General features: G+C 38.3%; 20 protein-coding genes. 12 read left to right on the top strand and 8 right to left on the bottom strand.

Annotation, left to right across the window (positions count from 1 at the left end):
- Nucleotides 1–6 precede the first annotated feature (6 nt).
- The 3 genes from QF028_RS26565 to QF028_RS26555 are packed head-to-tail and all read left to right on the top strand — an operon-like array spanning nt 7 to nt 2,245.
- On the top strand, nt 7–468 hold the full coding sequence (locus QF028_RS26565) for a hypothetical protein (RefSeq protein ID WP_429470379.1): 462 nt from the start codon (nt 7–9) through the stop codon (nt 466–468).
- On the top strand, nt 443–718 hold the full coding sequence (locus QF028_RS26560; RefSeq protein WP_429470377.1) for a hypothetical protein: 276 nt from the start codon (nt 443–445) through the stop codon (nt 716–718). The genes QF028_RS26565 and QF028_RS26560 overlap by 26 nt, the downstream gene beginning before the upstream one ends.
- A 12-nt stretch (nt 719–730) precedes the next feature.
- Complete coding sequence (locus QF028_RS26555) at nt 731–2,245, top strand: MDR family MFS transporter (RefSeq protein ID WP_429470375.1); 1,515 nt, start codon at nt 731–733, stop codon at nt 2,243–2,245.
- 51 nt (nt 2,246–2,296) lie between these two features.
- On the opposite strand, the gene QF028_RS26550 is transcribed toward QF028_RS26555, so the two are convergent.
- Nucleotides 2,297–2,500, bottom strand: coding sequence for a YdiK family protein (locus QF028_RS26550; RefSeq protein WP_429470373.1), 204 nt, complete (start codon nt 2,498–2,500; stop codon nt 2,297–2,299).
- Complete coding sequence (locus QF028_RS26545) at nt 2,497–3,219, bottom strand: CPBP family intramembrane glutamic endopeptidase (protein ID WP_429470371.1); 723 nt, start codon at nt 3,217–3,219, stop codon at nt 2,497–2,499. Before QF028_RS26545 ends, QF028_RS26550 begins: the two co-directional genes overlap by 4 nt.
- A 353-nt stretch (nt 3,220–3,572) precedes the next feature.
- Here QF028_RS26545 and groES point away from each other — a divergent pair, with 353 nt between their 5' ends.
- Together groES and groL are read left to right on the top strand one after the other, a co-directional pair.
- Nucleotides 3,573–3,860: a co-chaperone GroES gene (gene groES / locus QF028_RS26540; RefSeq protein WP_026565252.1), complete on the top strand. Its 288-nt coding sequence runs from the start codon at nt 3,573–3,575 to the stop codon at nt 3,858–3,860.
- Between the two features lie 53 nt (nt 3,861–3,913).
- The gene (gene groL, locus QF028_RS26535) at nt 3,914–5,548 is read left to right on the top strand and encodes a chaperonin GroEL (RefSeq protein ID WP_215005827.1); all 1,635 of its coding nucleotides are present in this window, start codon (nt 3,914–3,916) and stop codon (nt 5,546–5,548) included.
- An 86-nt stretch (nt 5,549–5,634) separates the two neighbouring features.
- Here the strand turns inward: groL and QF028_RS26530 are convergent, their stop codons facing one another.
- The 3 genes from QF028_RS26530 to QF028_RS26520 all read right to left on the bottom strand — a co-directional run bounded on the left by QF028_RS26530 (nt 5,635) and on the right by QF028_RS26520 (nt 7,447).
- Nucleotides 5,635–6,843 (bottom strand): tyrosine-type recombinase/integrase, encoded by a 1,209-nt coding sequence (locus QF028_RS26530; protein WP_429470368.1) that lies wholly within the window; start codon nt 6,841–6,843, stop codon nt 5,635–5,637.
- Between the two features lie 106 nt (nt 6,844–6,949).
- Nucleotides 6,950–7,189, bottom strand: coding sequence for a helix-turn-helix domain-containing protein (locus tag QF028_RS26525; protein ID WP_429470366.1), 240 nt, complete (start codon nt 7,187–7,189; stop codon nt 6,950–6,952).
- A gap of 51 nt (nt 7,190–7,240) precedes the next feature.
- A complete protein-coding gene (locus tag QF028_RS26520; protein ID WP_429470364.1) occupies nt 7,241–7,447 on the bottom strand; it encodes a hypothetical protein in 207 nt (68 codons plus the stop codon).
- 599 nt (nt 7,448–8,046) lie between these two features.
- On the opposite strand from QF028_RS26520, the gene QF028_RS26515 reads away from it, so the two are divergent.
- The 7 genes from QF028_RS26515 to QF028_RS26485 all read left to right on the top strand — a co-directional run bounded on the left by QF028_RS26515 (nt 8,047) and on the right by QF028_RS26485 (nt 12,200).
- The gene (locus tag QF028_RS26515) at nt 8,047–8,835 is read left to right on the top strand and encodes a hypothetical protein (protein ID WP_429470362.1); all 789 of its coding nucleotides are present in this window, start codon (nt 8,047–8,049) and stop codon (nt 8,833–8,835) included.
- Nucleotides 8,836–8,840: 5 nt separating this feature from the next.
- The gene (locus QF028_RS26510) at nt 8,841–9,305 is read left to right on the top strand and encodes a hypothetical protein (RefSeq protein ID WP_429470360.1); all 465 of its coding nucleotides are present in this window, start codon (nt 8,841–8,843) and stop codon (nt 9,303–9,305) included.
- A gap of 181 nt (nt 9,306–9,486) precedes the next feature.
- Entirely contained in the window at nt 9,487–9,792 is a 306-nt protein-coding gene (locus tag QF028_RS26505) for a hypothetical protein (protein ID WP_429470358.1), read from the top strand.
- A gap of 247 nt (nt 9,793–10,039) precedes the next feature.
- Nucleotides 10,040–10,237 carry a sporulation protein Cse60 gene (locus QF028_RS26500; protein ID WP_429470356.1) on the top strand — a complete coding sequence of 66 codons (198 nt, stop codon included), beginning with the start codon at nt 10,040–10,042 and terminating at the stop codon, nt 10,235–10,237.
- A 175-nt stretch (nt 10,238–10,412) separates the two neighbouring features.
- Nucleotides 10,413–10,616, top strand: coding sequence for a cold-shock protein (locus QF028_RS26495; protein WP_429470354.1), 204 nt, complete (start codon nt 10,413–10,415; stop codon nt 10,614–10,616).
- Between the two features lie 500 nt (nt 10,617–11,116).
- Nucleotides 11,117–11,593: a CarD family transcriptional regulator gene (locus QF028_RS26490; protein WP_429470353.1), complete on the top strand. Its 477-nt coding sequence runs from the start codon at nt 11,117–11,119 to the stop codon at nt 11,591–11,593.
- Between the two features lie 454 nt (nt 11,594–12,047).
- Nucleotides 12,048–12,200 carry a cold shock domain-containing protein gene (locus tag QF028_RS26485; protein WP_429470351.1) on the top strand — a complete coding sequence of 51 codons (153 nt, stop codon included), beginning with the start codon at nt 12,048–12,050 and terminating at the stop codon, nt 12,198–12,200.
- A 216-nt stretch (nt 12,201–12,416) separates the two neighbouring features.
- Here the strand turns inward: QF028_RS26485 and QF028_RS26480 are convergent, their stop codons facing one another.
- The 3 genes from QF028_RS26480 to QF028_RS26470 form a co-directional block, all read right to left on the bottom strand.
- Nucleotides 12,417–13,652, bottom strand: a complete 1,236-nt coding sequence (locus QF028_RS26480; protein ID WP_429470349.1) for an IS110 family transposase — start codon at nt 13,650–13,652, stop codon at nt 12,417–12,419.
- 924 nt (nt 13,653–14,576) lie between these two features.
- Nucleotides 14,577–15,044, bottom strand: coding sequence for a hypothetical protein (locus QF028_RS26475; RefSeq protein WP_429470347.1), 468 nt, complete (start codon nt 15,042–15,044; stop codon nt 14,577–14,579).
- Nucleotides 15,045–15,143: 99 nt separating this feature from the next.
- Nucleotides 15,144–17,072 carry a PQQ-binding-like beta-propeller repeat protein gene (locus QF028_RS26470; protein WP_429470345.1) on the bottom strand — a complete coding sequence of 643 codons (1,929 nt, stop codon included), beginning with the start codon at nt 17,070–17,072 and terminating at the stop codon, nt 15,144–15,146.
- Between the last annotated feature and the right edge of the window lie 797 nt (nt 17,073–17,869).

The following is a 17,869-nucleotide window of genomic DNA, read 5'->3' as shown; positions in this document are numbered from 1 at the left end:
AAGAAAATGACAAGAAGCGAAAATCTGATTATCAATGGCTCGGGCAGCTATCCTGGCGGCCGTTACGATAAAATCAGTATTCGAGGGGAAGGAACGATTGTCAATGCTGTGGAAAGTTCGACTTTCCATGTCTATGGTACGAGTGAAGCCGTCGAAAATGTTAAAACAGGCTCGGTAAAAGTATTTGGTGAAGCAGAGATCAAAGGGAATATGGATGCAGAGGAAACACTGATCATGGGAACGATGATGGTCGGTGGCAATGCTCTTTTAAAAAAGATAAAAATTTTCGGATTGCTGGAAGTCGGCGAGAGACTGACAGGGGATGAAGCAAACATTAAAGGGAGTATCTCAGTGAATGGCGATGTGGAGTATGAGACGTTCGACTCTAGCGGCGGCTTTGAGATCAAAGGATTACTGAGCGCAGACACCATTAAGGTCGGTTTTGCGTTTTGGGCAAAGCACAGCTGAGGAAATCGGCGGCGGAAAAATAACCGTCAAAAAAAGAAGTAACTCATTCCTCCCCTTTGGAAAAGAGGCAGGGTCCCTAAGTGCGAAAGTCATTGAAGGGGATGATATCTACCTTGAAAATACCAAGGCTGATATTGTTCGGGGCAACAAGGTGAAAATTGGACCTGGCTGCCAAATAGGAGTGGTGGAGTATCGAAATGATTTCTCGCATGATCCGAGGGCGGCAATAAAAACGACGATTAAGATATAAAGGAGAAATGTGATGGTGACAAATGAAAGCAAATTAGGATTGGTTGTTGCGGGGTTATTGCTGGGGATTTTAATGGCCTCAATGGATAATACGATTGTTGTAACCGCAATGGGTACGATTGTCGGTGATCTCGGTGGTCTGGAGAGCTTTGTCTGGGTCGTATCTGCCTACATGGTAGCTGAGATGGCAGGGATGCCGATTTTCGGTAAGTTGTCGGATATGTACGGTCGAAAAAGATTCTTTATTTTCGGATTGATTTTGTTTATGGTGGGTTCCGCTTTGTGTGGTACTGCTGAAACGATCACCCAGTTAAGCATTTATCGTGCGATTCAGGGGATTGGCGGTGGGGCGCTTGTCCCAATCGCCTTTACGATAATGTTTGACCTGTTTCCCCCTGAAAAGCGCGGGAAAATGGGGGGCTTGTTCGGAGCCGTTTTTGGATTGTCGAGTATTTTTGGTCCATTGCTTGGTGCGTATATAACGGACTATATTAGCTGGCATTGGATTTTCTACATCAATATGCCACTAGGGATCTTATCACTCGTTTTTATTACTATCGCATATAAGGAATCTCCAATTCACAAAAAGCAGATAATTGATTGGTCGGGGGCCGTGACATTGGTCGGAGCCGTCGTTTGTCTAATGTTTGCGCTTGAACTTGGTGGGCAAAAATATGACTGGAATTCAACCGTGATCATCAGCCTGTTTGCAGGATTTGCGATTCTATTTTTGATCTTTTTATTTGTGGAGACAAAAGCAAAGGATCCGATTATTTCCTTTTCCATGTTTAGAAACCGCTTGTTTGCAGGCAGTACACTCGTTGGCTTATTTTACGGTGCTGCATTTATGGCAGCTACGGTTTACATTCCGATTTTTGTGCAAGGGGTTTATGGCGGGACTGCTACCAATTCAGGGTTAATATTATTGCCAATGATGCTCGGCTCGGTGGTTACCGCACAAGCGGGCGGTTTTTTGACAACGAAGATGAGCTATCGAAATATTATGTTTATCTCCGGAGTTATTTTGATTGGCGGCTTATTGTTATTGAGTACGATTACACCAGAAACAAGCAGAGCGGTGTTGACGCTTTACATGATTATAATTGGTTTAGGTGTCGGCTTCTCTTTTTCTGTGTTAAGCATGGCAGCGATTCATCCGTTTGGAATTGAGCAAAGGGGCTCAGCAACATCCACTAGTAACTTTATTCGTTCCTTAGGAATGACGATCGGGATTACCGTTTTTGGTACGATCCAACGAAGTGATCTCAAAGAAGGGTTGGAAAATGCTTTTGCTGGAATGGGACCGATTCCTAAGGGACAGAGTTTCGGAGATTCGCGGGCCTTATTATCGGAGGAAGCAAGAAAATTAATTCCACCACAAATTCTCGATAAAATAACAGATGCACTCTCAAATTCCATCGTCCACACATTTACATGGGCACTCGTACCCGCAGGTCTAGCCTTCCTATTCATTTTTATCCTAGGAAAAGAGCGTATGGTAATTCACAAAATAGAAGCTTCAAAATGAAAAGGTGTCAGGCGCCATGTGAATTTTTCACATGGTGCCTGACACCTTGTTTTATTTCTTTTTCATTTTATCTTTGTATTTAATGTGAAAGATAATCATTTTTAGGCCTGAGCCATAGTCAAAGGTTGCTAATAGGACGAGAAGGTAACTGAAAAACCCCCAGCCATTTTTTTGAACATTATCAATGGCAAAGTAAGTAAACAACCCGCCAAGCAAAAAGTAAATTAATCCGGAAAACAAAGGTGAACGTTTCATAGAAATCCTCCGATAAAGTTTTGAACCGCCTCGGCTTCTCGCTGGAGCCTCTCAATGTCGTCTTTGTACACCGATTGAACCAAGACCACCAAGGTGTTCATTGTGACATGGGCAAATATTGGGACGAAAATGGATTTTGTTTTTACATAAAGAAAGGCGAACGTAAAGCCCATGGCCGAGTATAACAGAATGTGCTGAAACTCCATATGGGCCGCGGCAAAAATGACTGAACTGATAAGAGCAGAGATAAAAAAGTTAAATCGTTGATGAAGAGCTCCGAAAATAATTTTTCGAAAAACGATTTCTTCTAGGATTGGCCCAATGATGCTCGTGACTATAATCGCTAAGGGAAAAGCCTCAATTATCGTTAGAATATCCTTTGTGTTTTCAGAACCCATATTGATGCCAAATAGGTTCTCGATGATTGCGGCGGCGTACTGGGCTGCTAAAGCAAGGAAGATTCCTGAAATGGCCCATACCACCGAATGACCGAAAGAACCGCCATTTTTGCTGAAGCCTCGGTTGTTCATTTCTTTCCTTAATATAAAAATAATGAGTAATAAGGCAATCGTAAAACTAGCTAGAAGCCAGGAAGGAACAGCAAGACTTTGATTGATCCCAAAGTATTTAAAGCCAAACAAAAATAGGGGTATCCCGATTAGGCTAGAAAACTGCATCGCGATGTAAACAATAATGATTATCCAATATTCCCGTTTCAAATAATCTAGTCTCCTTTAGATTCCATTTTATATTTTTGACGAATAGTCAATTTATAATCATTCATTTTACAGGGAGTCAAATCGCTCGGGCCTTTATATACTATTCTTCATTCTACTCTTAAAACTGGCTTTGTTTCAATTTAGAAAGACTTTTTAAAAAAATGGGTATAGAAAATGACGTTTTTCGCATACTTTATAAGGTTGTCAATCGGATAATTTTTTTTTAGAAAAAATTTATGCTTCACACTTGCAAAAGAATTAGAGATTCATTATTATAATAATTGTGTTAGCACTCATTCATAGAGAGTGCTAATAAGTCAGAATTACATATATTTTTGAGGAGGTTGTTTGATTTGTTAAGACCATTAGGTGATCGTATTATCATTGAGCTTGTTGAATCAGAAGAAAAAACTGCAAGCGGGATCGTATTACCGGATTCAGCGAAAGAAAAGCCTCAAGAAGGAAAAGTTGTTGCCGTTGGTACTGGCCGCGTACTTGAAAGCGGAGAGCGTGTAGCACTTGAAGTTTCTGTAGGTGATCGTATTATCTTCTCAAAATACGGCGGTACAGAAGTGAAATACCAAGGAACAGAATATTTAATCTTACGCGAATCTGATATTCTTGCTGTTGTTGGCGCATAAGATTCTTACTTAAAAATACAAAGAACTGAAAAATATGAGGAGGTTTTTAAACAATGGCTAAAGAGATTATGTTTAGTGAAGATGCACGCCGCGCAATGCTTCGTGGTGTTGATGCTCTAGCAAATGCAGTAAAAGTTACTCTTGGACCTAAAGGACGCAACGTGGTTCTTGAGAAAAAATTCGGTTCACCACTAATCACGAATGATGGTGTAACTATCGCCAAAGAAATCGAATTAGAAGATGCATTCGAAAACATGGGTGCAAAACTTGTTGCTGAAGTAGCAAGCAAAACTAACGATGTTGCTGGTGACGGTACAACTACTGCAACAGTTCTAGCACAAGCGATGATTCGCGAAGGCTTAAAGAACGTAACTGCTGGTGCTAACCCAATGGGTATCCGTAAAGGGATCGAAAAAGCAGTTATTGCAGCTGTTGAAGAATTAAAAGCAATTTCTAAACCAATCGAAAACAAAGCTTCGATCGCACAAGTTGCTTCCATCTCTGCTGCTGACGAAGAAGTTGGTCAATTAATTGCAGAAGCAATGGAGCGCGTTGGCAACGACGGCGTAATCACTATTGAAGAATCTAAAGGCTTCACAACTGAATTGGATGTAGTAGAAGGTATGCAATTTGACCGTGGTTATACTTCTGCATACATGGTAACCAATACAGATAAAATGGAAGCTGTTTTAGAAAATCCATATATCTTAATTACTGACAAGAAAATTGCTAGCATTCAAGAAATTCTTCCTGTTCTTGAGCAAGTAGTTCAACAAGGCAAGCCACTATTATTAGTTGCTGAAGATGTTGAAGGTGAAGCACTTTCTACTCTAGTAGTTAACAAGCTACGCGGAACATTCAATGCAGTTGCTGTTAAAGCTCCAGGCTTTGGTGACCGTCGTAAAGCAATGCTAGAAGATATCGCTGCTCTAACTGGTGGGGAAGTAATCACTGAGGAGCTTGGCCGTGAACTTAAGACAACTACAATCAGCTCTCTAGGACGTGCTGCTAAAGTTGTTGTGACAAAAGAAAATACAACAATCGTTGAAGGTGCAGGAGATTCTGCTGAAATCGCAGCTCGTGTAAACCAAATCCGTGTTCAATTAGAAGAAACTACTTCTGAATTTGACCGTGAAAAATTACAAGAGCGCTTAGCTAAATTAGCTGGCGGTGTAGCAGTAATCAAAGTTGGTGCTGCGACTGAAACTGAATTAAAAGAGCGTAAGCTTCGAATCGAAGACGCTTTGAACTCAACTCGTGCTGCAGTTGAAGAAGGTATCGTATCCGGCGGTGGTGTAGCCCTTCTTAACGTATACAGCAAAGTTGCTGAAATCCAAGCTGAAGGCGATGTAGCAACTGGTATCAACATCGTATTACGTGCGATGGAAGAGCCTGTACGCACAATTGCTCACAATGCTGGTCTTGAAGGATCTGTTATCGTTGACCGCTTAAAGCGTGAAGAAATCGGTACTGGTTTTAACGCTGCGAACGGCGAATGGGTAAACATGATTCAAGCTGGTATCGTTGACCCAACTAAAGTTACTCGTTCTGCATTACAAAATGCAGCATCTGTAGCGGCTATGTTCTTAACAACTGAGGCTGTAGTTGCTGACAAACCAGAACCAGCTGGTGCAGGTATGGGTATGCCTGACATGGGCGGCATGGGTGGAATGGGCGGCATGATGTAATCAACGCCCAAACCCCTTGATACATGAGGGTTTTATGTAAGAGGGGAGCGGAATGCTAACATCTTGCTAACATTTCTCTCCTAAAATTAGAGGTTTCTCATGAGTTGCGCAAACTTGTGGGAAGCCTCTTTTTTCATTTCTTTCGTTACGTGCAAATAGACGTTTTTTGTTGTCTCGTCGTCACAGTGACCTAAACGGTCCATAATCTCTTCTAAGCCTACCTTTGCTTCTGCTAACAATGATGTATGTGTATGGCGCAAAGAGTGGGGAGTGAGATCTGGATTTAAGCCGGCCAGCTTCAGCAGCCGCGCCATTCTATTTTCCACGGTCTTGATGAAAATAGGGTAGCCTGGTTGTTTCTCTTTCTTGGCGAAAATGAATCCTTCATTAAGATAGGTTTCTCCATAGTACTCCTGCACTTTCTTTTGCACTAGCATATGCTTGTTAAGAGCAGCAATGACATCTTCATCTACCACGATGGCTCGTTTAGATTTCCTCGTCTTAGGCGGCACTAATTGATACTCCAGCGTGTTATTTGTCGGGTTGTAATACGTTTTCGTGATACTGATGGTTTGCTCATCAAAGTCGATATCTTTCCACTTTAGAGCCACCAGTTCACCTGCACGCATCCCTGTGTAGGAAAGGGTAAGAAAGATTAGATAATCTAAATCTAAACCTTTAGCAGCAGCTGTTTGCAACAGTAAAGCTAGCTCTTCCTTTTCCATATATTTCGGAATCTCTTGTTCCTCTAATTCCTCAACGGTTTTTCTGTCTTTCTTCAGGTAAGCAAATTCCGTTGGATCATTTTTAATCAATCTCATCTCAATGGCTTTTTTGAAAATCATCCTACCAGTGCGATGTACACCGTCCAACGTATTGTCAGCGTACCCTTTCTCTTTTAAGTCATTTAAAGCATCTTGATATTTCTTGGCTGTGATGTCTTTTAGCTTTAAAAGGGAGAAGTACGGTAGTAGCTTGTTGATTTCGTGCTGCCTGATACGAATAGTACCTGGCTTTACGCTGTTCTTCTCACTGTACATAAGAAGCCATTCGCTGGCAAAATCTTTAAATACGACATTCATTTCTTGTACATACGTGCCTTGATTAATTTCGTATATAAGTTCGGCAGCGGCTGCTTCAGCTTCTTGCTTAGTACGAAATCCTCCCTTCGTCTTTTGTTTTCTTCTGCCAGTAGAGGGATCTCTGCCAATGTCGATTATGAAGCTCCAAGTAGATCCGCAAGTGCAACGCTTCTTGTTGCAGGTGCAGCCTCTTCGGTAAAAATGTCCTTTCATGTTCCTAGACCTCTTTTCTTGGTGAAATATCTTTGCAATGGTTATCTATTATTTCCACTGCTTGCTGAGCGAATACGTTTGGTCTATTTACTAGCTTCTTCTACATTTAAACTGCGCGGCTCGACCCTTTTTTCTGCTTTTGGTCTGCGATCCACATTTCCAAGTCCGATTTCTCTACACGTTTTGAAGTGCCGATTTCAAAGTTGGGGATACCACCATACGCTACATCCAGTTTAAATAGTTCATAGACCGTTTTTCTTGAGATGCCAAGGAATTGTGCAATGTGTGTTGCCGTTAGTGTATCGGGTAAAGAATCCCAAGTTGTAAATTGTTTTGTTGTATTCAAAGTAAACCCCTCCAAGTAGTTGTTTGTATATATTTCGGTACTTTGTCTATACTAGTAATGTTTTTCTGTACTTTGTCCGGATTGGTATACGCAGTTTCGCCCGCATATATCGTGACAAGCACCAATGGCCGTAACCAATCGAAACTCCACCGAACCGTTACTTACAAGGAGCCGTTCCCACTCCTTCTCCAGCAATCCAGTCCAAACAGCAGAAAGACCTTGATTAATGATTGCTAGTGCTGATTTTCTTTGTCGCATTGGCTCAGCTCACCTGACCTCTTATTTAGCGTGACTTAAGGGCATTTCCCACGGTTATTCTGTTCGTAGTTCTTCCATGTCGAACACTACTAAACGACAGCTTTTTGGCAGAGGGTGGCATCTCTGACCCTTTGGGCTTTCTCTTTTATTGTGACTTTAATACAACCTTTTCAAAAAAAGTATGCAACAATTTATTGTTATGAATTTACTTTAGAGGAAGTTTTAATCTAGAATGGTTGAATGGTTGAAGGGCCTTAATATGGAACTTGTAAATAAATCCATAAAATGGTTATGATGAAATAACATAAAGTGCAGTGGCTTATATAAACTACCAAGTAAAAAACCCTTCAAACTGGTTGGTATGAAGGGTTTCTTTATTGTTTGAGGTAATTAGCTATGATTGCTCTGAAAGATAAATCAGATTCGTTCAGAGTTGTTAAAAAAATAATACAAACTTCTATTCAGAAATATGCATAAATATTAGATGTTATTTTGGGACCCTTATTAAAGTAACGGGCAGGTTAGTTCTATTAGTAAACGGATTAATAACCTAATTTGTGGGATAATATGAAAAAATTGTTTCATAAAGGTGGCTTTATATGGACAACTATACAAATGATAATACTGCCAGACGCTATAAAGCTCATGTTAGCATTCTTGGAACTACTCAACTTCATTTACGGAATCCTTACATAATTGCTTGGTGGTCAGCGGCATTCCCAGGATTCGGACATTTGCTTTTATCAAAATATATTAGAGGATATGCATTATTTATTTGGGAAGTTATTGTAAACATAAATGCACATGTCAATCTTGCAATGATTTATTCATTTCAAGGAAATATAGACATGGCTAAAGGAGTATTAAACACAAGGTGGCTTCTTATGTATATCCCTGTTTACCTTTTTGGTATTTGGGATAGTTATCGAACAACGGTAGATTTGAATAAGGTTTATCTTCTAGCAGAACGCGAGGAACACCGTTTTAATTCATTTTCTTTAGGTGCATTAGAAATTAACTATCTAGATAAAAGAAACCCTGTTCTTTCCATCGTGTGGTCACTGTTAACCCCAGGTCTAGGACAACTATATATACATAGGATTTTGACAGCTATATTTGTTATCTTTTGGTTAGTCATCTTTTTTTATTTTTCGCATATCCAAGAGGCAGTTGTACTCTTGTTTTTAGGCAAAGTCCAAGAAGCTACCGCTGTAATAAAACCAGAATGGCTCTTATTTATCCCTTCACACTATGGATTTGCAATTTATGACTCTTATATAAATACAGTTGAAAATAATAAACTTTTTGAAAAGGAACTAAGGAATCATCTTAAAGAAAATTACCAAGCAACAGGTTTTCAGATACTAAAAGGACAAAAAGTGAAGTGATGACTATGCAGCTATTTTCAACATTTGAAAGTACCAGCTATTTAGAAATGGCAATTTCAACATTAGAGAAAAAAGGGATTATAAAAGAAAATATATTTGCTGTTCCCTTAGACAATCGAACAGAAGAACGTAAGATTTTGGATTCTCTTCATCGCTCAGACGGGACATCATTTGTTGATATAGGGATGGCACTTGCAACCGCCTTTTCTGTTATTGGAGCAAGTATTGGTTTTAAATTATCTTGGGGTCCAATATATTGGGGTCTAATAAGTGCATTTATCGGATTTGTTCTTGGTTTTGCAATTAGACTTTTTATTGAATTGGTACTAAAGAAGAAAAAAAGAATTTTACGAGGTAAACATTCTGAGGTTATCCTCATTATTGATTGTGAAGAATCACAAGCTGAGTTAATCGAAAATATTCTTTGGAATCATTTTGCTTTAGGAGTAGCAAAAGTCAAGCAGATATAAGGGGACAAATAAATCTTATAAAAAGGGACTTTTCAGAATACCCTCCTTTATAGATTGGTGAGTTGAGAAAGAGAGTGGCTACAAGTCGATCTTTTTGGGGGAAAATTCTAATTCTTTTCACAACTTGCTCGTTTTTTGTCGATAAATAGGTTCATAATTAAAGGCAAGAGGAGGTGAGCGAATGAGCCGTTTGGTTTTAATGGAAGTAGCTATGAAAGAGGAATTGCCCGAACTTTACGACATTTATTTTGGTGGAAGAGTCCTTCTTCATTATGAGGAAGAGGAGGTTCCTTTCATTGTTGTAAGAACCACAAATGGAATGGGGCAAGAAGCAGCAATTGAATTATTACGTGGTTGTGAGCAATTTAAAGCATATCACAAACATTTATTTGGAATTGAAGTTAAATCCTTTGTTACAGACGATAAACAATTTAAAAAGGTAAAGAACTGGTGGAATTATTTTCACCCTAATGGAATTTACAGATAATATTTTAAAAATACAGAAAAAAAGGTTTATTATAAATTACATACTTAGAAAAACCATTTAGGTGATACATAATGAAATGTAATGTGGTCGAATTTTGTCTGTTATACGAGTACGACTTGTAAAACCAAAATAAAGCAAAAGACAAGTAAGACCGTCAAACAAGGCGGTCTTTTTTGTATAATATATGTTGAATTAACGGGCAAAATAGTTTTGTGTATAAATATAAGAAAAAGGGAGGGATAAATTTATGTATGAGGCAAAAGGTTTTCAAAGTACAGACTTCGCAGAACTTATTCGGGTAGTTAATGATTTTCTTGGCTCATTAGAGGAAGGAAAGATGATAGATGTTAAATACAATACTGTTCCTCTTGCTGTAAGCATACACACAGAATATGGAGTGAATCCTGATACAAAATATACGGCAATGATTATCATAAAGAAATAGTGAGCTCATGCATTTTTCTGTATCTTGACATTTCTTACAAAAAATGTTATGATTAAAAAGAATTATTTTTGTTCGGTGTAAAGGATAGTCTAAGTTTAACTTTTCGTCTTGATGATCACTGAGTGCAAGGATAGTAACACATTGTGTGCAAAGCACACAGCAGGAGGAACTACAAATGGAACAAGGTAAAGTAAAATGGTTTAATGCAGAAAAAGGATTCGGATTTATCGAGCGTGAAGGCGGAGAAGACGTATTCGTTCATTTCTCAGCGATCCAAGGCGAAGGTTTCAAATCTTTAGACGAAGGTCAAACAGTTACTTTTGACGTTGAGCAAGGTCAACGTGGAGCTCAAGCAGCTAACGTTCGTAAAGCTGCTTAATTTTACAAAACAGGGAAGGCAGGCTCTTTTATGGGGGTCTGCTTTCTTTTTTCTGTGAAACAAAGAACCCCCACTTGTAAAGGATTAGGGGACATGAAAACAGTAAATAAAATGGAGAACCAAGTGTAGCATATAATTAAGGATTATCCTAATTTAATGAGAGTGGCTTATAAAATGACTCTTATTTTTATGAGATACTTGAAGGATATATTCTGCTTCAACTCTAATGGACTATCAAGGCGTATTGTATATTTTTGTTAAAATAAAGATTGTGATGAATTGCACTTATAGTAACGGGTAGCGATTGCTGAACAAAGGCAGTCGCTTTTTGTGTTATTTGCGCAGGAAGGTCCCTTTATTGGTAATCCGACACGATTCCTATTGTTTTTGCTTTTTCTGATTTATAAAGAAAAAGTAGTTGACACTGAAAAAAATTTATGATATTATTAAAAATTTGATAAAAAGTAATATATATGTTAAGGTTAAAAAGGTTACAATATATGGAGGTGGATTATTTGTTTCAAATTGGCGATAACATTGTTTATCCAATGCACGGAGCAGGTATAATTAAAGCCATAGAAGAAAAGGAAATCTCAGGGAAAAAACAACAGTATTATGTCATAAAAATGTTAATCAGTAATATGCAAGTCATGATTCCTACGGTTAAAATATTGAGTTCAAGTATACGCCCAGTTACTGACATAATTGCATTAAAACGCATCATACACATTTTTCTTCATGAAGAATCAGATAGATTACTGCCGTGGAAACAAAGGTATAAAGTGAACATGGACAAAATAAAAACGGGTAAAATACAAGAATGTACTGAAGTTGTACGTGATTTAATGCGTATGAAGAAAGAAAAAGCACTTAATACAAGCGAAAAAAAAATGTTAGATAACGCACATGAATTTTTGATCAGTGAACTGGGATTAATTAAAGGGATTACTGAAAATCAAATAAAAAGTTTCTGTTAAGGTTAATTTAAGATAATGTATTACCTCTCCCGAAAATATCCTGAACTTTTTGGGAATATGTTTATTATTAAAAGTAAATCTTTTTAAAGACATTCAACTTCTCCAACTCACCTTTAGAGCATTAACCTCTTTTGTTATTTCTTCAATCTAATCCATTTTTATTATTTAAATTTCATTTACGAACGTTTGAAGTTTCATCAAATGACTCAATAAAATAGTCACTTGATTTTTGCAATCCTGATTCACACTGGCACGGACAAGGAGCCGTAAGGATGAAAGAGAGGTAGGGCTTTCATTGTTTTAGGTATACAATATATTATTTAAGTCATTATTTCTAGAAGAAAAAACAATTAATCTCACCTCTATCTTTAAGAAATTTTACATCTACTGAGACAGTGAATAGTAATTGTTTATCTTCTTTACGTAAAAGAGAAAAACGAATAGGTAACACCATATGGTCAACTACCAAAATGGTTTCCAGACCAGGAAACCATTTTTTATTTTATTTACATATGGTGATGGTTTTAAATCCTTTGATGAAGGGCAACGCGTACAATTTGATATTCTAAAAGGACAACGTGGCTCTCAAGCAGAAAAAAGAAATTAGGCATAGAAGAGTATTATTTAACTATATAGTGCTTATGCAGAAGGTTCGAAACTACAATTGTGAATTAATGTACTTAAAGTAAACCAGCTAATAGTTTGTCAACATTTTTCAATAAAAACTTAAAATATTTCATGATATACTGAAAATGTGCATGCCAAATAACCTTCCTTAACTCAACTTTTGGAAGGTTTTGTATTGTTTAGTTTTATTTATTATTTAAGCTATATCTTGGAAAGTTGAGTTGCTTTTTAATATTGCATAGATCCATTGTAAAAGCTTATTTGCACAGGCTATTACAGCTACTTTATAAGGCTTTCCTTCTTCACGTTTCTTATCATAGAACTCTCGTAACCTCTTGTTACGTGGGATTATATCTTTGGTTGTTTTCTTTTTTCGACAATCACGAATGGCACATTTAACGGCTAAATATAAGGCACGCCTAAGCCTGCTAGACCCTCTTTTTGTAATTCTGTTCACTGTTCCTTTGAACCTTCCCGATTCAAAGATACTAGGGTCAATTCCGGCAAATGCCACAAGTTTTTTAGGGTGATTAAACCGATCAATCTCGCCAATTTCAGAAATTATCGTTGCCGCGATTTTTTCTCCGATACCAGGGATAGATTGGATAATCTTATATTCTATAAGTTCTTTTGCTAAAGCATCTATCTCAACTTCAAACACAGATAGGTGCTTTTTGTATTCTAAGAGCATATTGATATACATTTTAAGGGTTAAAATATGGCTTTGATATAAGGTTTTCTGAAAAGGATTCCGTGATGCTGCAGCTTTCAGTTCCTTTGCCTTAGTATTCGCCCACCCACGAGAACGACTACTACAGTATTCCTTTATTCTAGCTGCTATTGTTTCTTCGCTAGTTTCTAAGACATCGTCAGATGTAGGAAATTCTAATAAAGTTTGTAAAGAAACAACTGAATATAAGTCCCCAAAAACACCTCTATACTCAGGAAAAACCTGATCAAGAACTGCTTGAAACTGTAGCTTAGCTTGTACAAATATTCCTGTTAAGTTTTCGTATTGCCTTGTAAGATTACGAAGGTTTAAGAGTTGAATTCCACGTTTTTTATATGGCTCTAAATCCTCTTTATAGTACAATTCACAGAGATGATAAGCATCTATTTTATCTGTTTTTACTTTCCTTAAACTCGAGCTCTTTGCACGATAGGAGATAAGAGGATTGATTATTATTAATAAATAATCTCTGTCCTCAAAATACTGAACAATGGGAGAATGATAATGCCCTGTAGCTTCCAGAACAATTGGAGGTTTAACTCCTGTTAAGTTCTCAATTTCTCTAAGAAATTGATGTAAAGTATCTAATCCCTCAAGATTATGTGAAACTTTAAAACTACTTTTGAAAGGTTTTTTCTTATCCAAGAAAGCTTGAACCTGACTTTCACCTTTTGCTATATCCAGACCAACGACTGGATTCATTTTAAAACTCCTCCTCTAATAATTAAACTCACCGGTACCCCTAATTCCTTCTTGCAGTATCATAGCTTCGCTTGTTATACGAGATCAAAGTCCCAACCAGCCTCAAACATGTTTCTACAAGTAGGGGGCGAACTGTTTACTTTACGGGATCTAATTCCCACGGGTGCTTACGTTCTACCCCGGCTACCGTTATAATAAAACCAAATAAAAATTGGTCAACCAGAAATATCTGGCTGACCTTATAATACGAATGGGTGCTTTAGTGCAAAATGCATCAATCATAAATAAGGAGATTATATACAATATTTTATACATTAATTAAGCCCACCAACATCTCATGTGTTGCCACATACACTCTGCGCATGTGGATTGTGTAACTGCGGTTAAAAAGCGACGCAAACAGAATTTGCGCCGCTTCTGTTATAAGAGACATCAAGTTAATTGCAAATCATTGATTGCTCACAACATGCTAACATTTTGCTAACGAAGTTCAATAAAACGAAGTAAATTAGGGTTAAAGATATTACACTTGATGCCTGCAGAATGCTGATTCGACGGGTCTTTCTTCTACCGTCGTTAAATATGTTACAGCATAAAAACATATGGGCGGCATGATGTAATCTCCCACCAGAAATCCCGAAATAACAACGTTTAGAGGCTTCTTCCCAAAGTTTGGGAGAAGCCTCTTTTACTTGAGCCTATTGGAAAGAGGGCCTTATAAGCCCTTTAGATATTCATCATAAATAAAGACGATTTTTTCCTCCTTAATTAAGGCCTTCCGAGCACCTCAATGTTTGTCGCTTTCCGCATGAATCAAATTTTTGATCAGTTTGATCAATGTTGTCTTGTTCTTAATTAAAAATCAAATCCCGTACCATTTTAAGGGATGATACGGGATGCTTTTAGGGTTTCAACACACATATTTTAGTAATCAGCATTATTAAGGATAAATCGAATGGTCCATTGGCCCTTTTGATTCAATATCCCATGAGTTTTAAATGTCATATGCGGATTTTCAGGTCTGTATTGATGTAGTTGTGCTTCTATCGTTCCTTTATATAAGTTGTTACCTACTTTTTTAAACGTATCGGAATTTTCACGAACTAACGTGTGTTCAACCCAAATATGAGGACTTGCCATAAGGCTTTTGGCATACGGATCTACTTGAATATTCGAATTGGAATGTATTGTATAATTCAGCCTAATGGTATGACCATGGTTTACGATGGAATAGCCATTGAGTGTTAGCTTGATTCCGTTATCTTCAGCTGAGCCTAAGCCCTGATTTAGGGATTCGGCACTGGTCAAAGCAGGGGAGGCAAAGCCAATGAGCAAGCAAAGGAAGAAGGCGATAGCCCTGAATCGCACGGTATATTTCGTTAGGTTCCTCATTTTACCACCATCCTTATTTTTCGTTTATAGGTTGCTCCACTTTGAAACAATCTGAGTCCGAAAGAAGTGATCGGACTCGAACTGCTTCAAGAAAACACATCATTTCTTTTTGGACAGCCATTCTGCTAGTGCTTCAGCTTCTGCACCTTTAGCGAGGCCCGCCGGCATGCGGTCGCCGCCGTTTAAGATTTGGTTCAATATTTGTTCTTTGGTCATCGATTTACCGATGTGTTGAAGATTTGGAGCAGTTGCGCCCTGAAGATTATCTCCGTGACAAGAAATACAACTTTTTTTGTAAACCTTTTCCGGGTCGATAACAACGTCGGCTTGCCCTTGTAATTTAGCATTTTTATTAGGGGCAGCGATCTTTTCCTTACCACCGAGTCCATAAACCACTACCCTCGTTCCACCAGTAATCACCCCAATATATTGTTTGCCGTCAACCATATAAATGGAAGGGGCCATTTTAATTTGTTTTCCTCCACTTTTCATGCCCCATAATACTTTTCCTTTTTTAATATCGAGAGCATTCACCGTTCCGTCCAATTCCCCGTAGAAAGCAAGGCCGGAAGCAGTACTTGTTAATCCTCCATACATCGGGTCGTCAGTTTTGATTTGATAAACCTTTTTACCTGTATTCACGTCAATAGCTGTAATGTTACCAGTAGGATCAATATCTTCTGGTAAAGGAAGTATCTTCGTACCAGGGAAGGTATTGTTATCTTTTGCAATCTCTTTTCGATCTTTTGCTGCTAACATTAAATTCGGGTTATTAATACCTGGAATCAGCACATAGTTGGTATCGGGATCATACGTCTCTGGGGCATAGCTTTCTCCACCTGGCGTACCTGGCCATTGAAGTTTCACTTTACTCTGATCGCTTGGTGGTGTTGAATGTTGAATTTTGACAAATGGTACACCATCATAAATGGTTTTTCCGGTTTTGGCATCCCATGCATACCATTTCCCATTCTTTCCGCCTTCCACCACAATCTTCTGTTTTTTCCCGCTGACCTTGGTATTGAGAACCATCGGTGTCGCGGCAGCGTCATAATCCCATACATCGTGATCAACCTCGGAGGAGGCCCACTTAAATTTCCCCGTTTTACTGTCCAAAGCAACGATGGAATCCGTATATGGATTTTTCCCTTTTCGATCTGCATCGTAAAAGTCAGGGGCTGGATTCCCTACTGCAAAATACATTATATCGGTATCTGGGTCGAACGACATTGGTGTCCATACGGAGCCTCCGCCCGTGTATTTCCCCTTCGCCCAGCCTGTTCCTCTTTCAGGAACGGTCCAAAATGGTTCTTTCCAGAGCGGTTCGAGACTATCAGCCTTAAATGCCCAAACGAAGCCTCGAGTGCCATTATCACCGCCGCTGCTTCCAACGTAAATGTTGCCGTCATAATACATGGGAGCCGAAGATTCATAGTATCGGTTTTCTAATTTAATGGAGGGAACATGATCCCAGAAGTTGACCATTTTTTCCAGTTTTCCGGTTTTCGCATCAAGTTTGGCCAGCCGATTGTCAATCATCAAGACATATACCTTTCCATTGGCCACCGCGACACCTCTGCTTGCCACGTTGGACTGCCATGGCAAACTTTCAAGATGGTCAAGTACTTCCTTAGGAGGTGTCCATGCCCAAATTTTCTTTCCGCTTGCGGCATCGATTGCAAACACATGGTTTTTTGCACTCGTCACATACATGACCCCGTTTTGAACGACAGGGAAATCCTCTTGTAAATTAGGAATATCCTGATTCCATTCCAGGATATCCTGCTGCCAGACAATCCCTAATTTTTTTACATTATCTTTTGTAATCTCTTTATAGGGCACATGTCGGGTATGTTGGAGGTCATAACCCCAATTTGGGAATCCTGTCTCCTTTACCTGATTTGCCTGGTTGGATTTCTTGGTTTCTTCCTTGTTATTTGCATTGTTCTGCTTATTATTCGTTTGACAGCCAACAAGGACCATACAGGCCAAAAAAAACGAACCTGTTGCCTTTAAGTAACGCCTCACGAAAATTCCTCCTCACATTATGAAATCTTAATATGTATTGAATCACTGATCATGAAATGTACCAGTTTGTTCCCTCCTTTAGAGGATCTAATTTTGATAAGAACAATGATATGGTGCCCTACAAAATCCCTAAATTATACAAAGGGTGAAAAATCTACTTCTTTATTTTGTTGGAATGGGGTTTTCTTGTTTCACGGCGATGGCAACCCGCCTCACCATGAAGGTCAGTTCTCTGATGTTAAACAAACGGGTGCTAGAGTTTAAGAAGGTATGCTGTTCCAACTCGGATTTTTCTTACTGTTTTACGGGGGACAATTAGGGGCACTTTGGGGACAAATTTGAGCTAACTGTTTCCAATAACAAAAATTCAATCATAATAAGACTTATTGAAATCCTTGTTATAACAATACTTTCTTAATTAAACTGTTATAATCATAAAGTATATCCATCATTGACAGGGGTGAGGTCACTGGTTTTAATTGGCTTAAAGCCCATTTCAATTGAGAAGGGCTTTATTATCACTTTTGAAATTGTCCTCCGATGTTTTATATTGCATTTAAAACAATTATGTCGAACTTTTTATAAACGTTGATTTAATGCCTTTTTTTAAACACTATTTCATGAATGGGCGGCATGATGTAATTTAACCACTATCTTTTGAGAAATGGTTAAAGTTATTTTTCCTCCATTCTGTGAAGCAGTCATGTAAATAATTTATATCAATATCCACTTCCTATAAAAAATTAGGGAGTGTTTTTTTTTGTTGTATAGGAAATTATAAAATAATTCATTGTTGA

The sequence above is a fragment of the Neobacillus sp. B4I6 genome (genome assembly GCF_050434045.1).
In the GTDB taxonomy this organism is placed as follows: domain Bacteria; phylum Bacillota; class Bacilli; order Bacillales; family Cytobacillaceae; genus Neobacillus.
The sequence above is the reverse complement of the archived record's forward strand: the minus strand, read 5'-3'. Positions and strand labels throughout refer to the sequence as shown.

Excerpts from the sequence above, each read along its gene's own strand:
- QF028_RS26480 (WP_429470349.1), bottom strand. The coding sequence starts at position 13,652 with ATGAATCCAGTCGTTGGTCTGGATATAGCAAAAGGTGAAAGTCAGGTT.
- QF028_RS26475 (WP_429470347.1), bottom strand. The coding sequence starts at position 15,044 with ATGAGGAACCTAACGAAATATACCGTGCGATTCAGGGCTATCGCCTTC.
- QF028_RS26550 (WP_429470373.1), bottom strand. The coding sequence starts at position 2,500 with ATGAAACGTTCACCTTTGTTTTCCGGATTAATTTACTTTTTGCTTGGC.
- QF028_RS26510 (WP_429470360.1), top strand. The coding sequence starts at position 8,841 with ATGCAGCTATTTTCAACATTTGAAAGTACCAGCTATTTAGAAATGGCA.
- QF028_RS26565 (WP_429470379.1), top strand. The coding sequence starts at position 7 with ATGACAAGAAGCGAAAATCTGATTATCAATGGCTCGGGCAGCTATCCT.
- QF028_RS26555 (WP_429470375.1), top strand. The coding sequence starts at position 731 with ATGGTGACAAATGAAAGCAAATTAGGATTGGTTGTTGCGGGGTTATTG.
- QF028_RS26490 (WP_429470353.1), top strand. The coding sequence starts at position 11,117 with ATGGAGGTGGATTATTTGTTTCAAATTGGCGATAACATTGTTTATCCA.
- QF028_RS26530 (WP_429470368.1), bottom strand. The coding sequence starts at position 6,843 with ATGAAAGGACATTTTTACCGAAGAGGCTGCACCTGCAACAAGAAGCGT.
- QF028_RS26505 (WP_429470358.1), top strand. The coding sequence starts at position 9,487 with ATGAGCCGTTTGGTTTTAATGGAAGTAGCTATGAAAGAGGAATTGCCC.
- QF028_RS26520 (WP_429470364.1), bottom strand. The coding sequence starts at position 7,447 with ATGCGACAAAGAAAATCAGCACTAGCAATCATTAATCAAGGTCTTTCT.
- QF028_RS26495 (WP_429470354.1), top strand. The coding sequence starts at position 10,413 with ATGGAACAAGGTAAAGTAAAATGGTTTAATGCAGAAAAAGGATTCGGA.
- groL (WP_215005827.1), top strand. The coding sequence starts at position 3,914 with ATGGCTAAAGAGATTATGTTTAGTGAAGATGCACGCCGCGCAATGCTT.
- QF028_RS26515 (WP_429470362.1), top strand. The coding sequence starts at position 8,047 with ATGGACAACTATACAAATGATAATACTGCCAGACGCTATAAAGCTCAT.
- QF028_RS26500 (WP_429470356.1), top strand. The coding sequence starts at position 10,040 with ATGTATGAGGCAAAAGGTTTTCAAAGTACAGACTTCGCAGAACTTATT.
- QF028_RS26485 (WP_429470351.1), top strand. The coding sequence starts at position 12,048 with ATGGTCAACTACCAAAATGGTTTCCAGACCAGGAAACCATTTTTTATT.